The 1,908-nt window shown below is 66.7% G+C and carries 1 protein-coding gene and 1 pseudogene; both read right to left on the bottom strand.

What is annotated here, in order from left to right; all coding sequences use genetic code 11:
- The coding region (locus tag I6U14_RS17565; protein ID WP_296901090.1) for a Ppx/GppA phosphatase family protein at positions 1-1,449 on the bottom strand (1,449 nt) is incomplete at its 3' end.
- A gap of 15 nt (positions 1,450-1,464) precedes the next feature.
- A pseudogene (locus I6U14_RS17560) lies at positions 1,465-1,908 on the bottom strand (hypothetical protein); the annotation flags it as partial.

Genomic DNA, 1,908 nt, shown 5'->3' with positions numbered 1-1,908 from the left:
GAACTTCGGCGGCAGGTGGAGCATAAGGTGCCCGTCCTCGACCGCCAAGGGCGTCCGGCTGATGATGCCCGGCGTCCCCGCCGACACGATATATGCCACGCGCATCGCGCTGCCGAGGATGCGCGCCCGCTCATGCGCCCGCCCGCCGTCGGTAGTGCCGGCCAGCAAATCACGAAACCCCGGGCTCAATTCGCCTTTCAGCGAGCCTTCGTGCCGGTAATAGTTCGCCAGCGCGATGAACAGCCGCCCCGGATGGTCGGTGCCGGCCACCGCCCAGTGCGCCGACAGGTTCAGGCTCTGGTCGCCGCGATAGTCCGGATGCGCGCGCCAGCCCACATCCGACAGCAGACACGCCGCGCGGCGCAACCGGCGCTCTTCCGCCGTCTCCTCATGGCCAACGAGGGCGAACAAGTTGTCCGTCCAGTCGCACAACTCGCGCACGTAATCGAGCGAGCGACCGCCGATGACCGCGGCATCCTCGCAGGCGGCGATGAGCGGGTCGCGCGCGCGCTCCTTTTCCTCCAGCAGCGTGTAAAGCAGCCCCTCGCGCACGCCGAAAGCCGAGATCACCACATGCGAGGGCTTCACCCGCTTGAGCAGCCGCCACATCACCAGACAGGCATGCCGGATGGTATCGCGCCGGTTGCGCGAAATCTGCTCGATGCCGGGGATGGCCCCGTTCGCGCTCTTGACGACCTCGCGCGTGAAGCGCTGCGCCTCGTCAGCGTCGATCTGGTAGCCGTGATAGATGCGCAGCGGATAGCCGGTCTTCACCATGTGCAGCCGCGCGATTGCGCGCCACTCGCCGCCGATGGCGAAGAACGGACGATCCTTGCCCAGATCGAGCCAGTCCACCTCGGCAAATGCACGGTCGGCCTCGGTCTTGCCGGCGCTGAAGTCATCGCCGTAGGCCTCATGCATGTAAAGGTGCCCGAGCGACAGGCTCACGGGGCGCGGGTCGTCAAGACGTATCTGGCGGTCCCGGATTTCCACCAGTTCCAGCGAACGCCCGCCGATGTCGCCCGCCAGCCCGTCAACCTGCATGAAGCCGGACAGGATGCCGTTCGCGGTGAGTTCGGCCTCGCGCACATCGCTGAGGATTTCGATCTTCGTGCCGCAAATCTTCTCGGCCGCGTCGATGAACGCCGCCCCGTTCGCGGCGATGCGCACGGCGGCCGTGGCGAAGGGATAAAAACGCTTCACGCCCATATGGGTGACGAGCGCGCGGAAGCGGCGCAGCGTCTCCAGCGCGCGGGCGACATTCTCGTCCTGCATCCGCCCTGTACGCGCCACGCCGCTGCCGAGACGGCAGGTCACGCTTTCGTTGTGGAGCTGCGTCGGGCTGCGTGTGAGGCCCTCGAAAATCACCAGGCGCACCGAGTTCGAGCCGATGTCGATGACCGCAATGGGCTTGCGCCGGTCGAAGCGGGGGCGATCATCCTGCTGCATGACGAAAGGTCCGCATCACTTCTGCTTCTGCCGCGCCTTCTTGAGAGGCTCTTCGGGTTCATCGCGATCCGTCCCGTTGGTGAGCGAGATCGGAACGCGTGGCGGAAAGTTCTGGCGCAGCGACTCCCCGCGCCCGGACCGGCTCGGATTGGTGATGAAATACTGGTGGGCGTTGAATGGTTCCTCGCCTTCGGCCGGCTCGATGCGGCGGGAGGCCCCGTCCGGCAGGATTTCCCAGCTCTGCTGCTTGTCCTTCAGGTTCGCCAGCCTGATCTGACCGACCACCTGCTCGTGCACCGTCGGGTTCAGGCTCGGCCTCATGGCCTCCACGCGGCGCTCCAGATTACGGGGCCTCCTGTCCGCCGCGCTGCTATAGACGCGGGCCTTGGTCGAGGCCAAGCCGGCGCCACCGCCGAACACGACACTGCGCACACGCACACGGACACGCCCCAACACGCC

Source organism: Thiohalocapsa sp., assembly GCF_019695415.1.
Classification (GTDB): domain Bacteria; phylum Pseudomonadota; class Gammaproteobacteria; order Chromatiales; family Chromatiaceae; genus Thiohalocapsa.
Note: the sequence above shows the minus strand (reverse complement) of the source record. Positions and strands in the feature narration are given on the sequence as shown.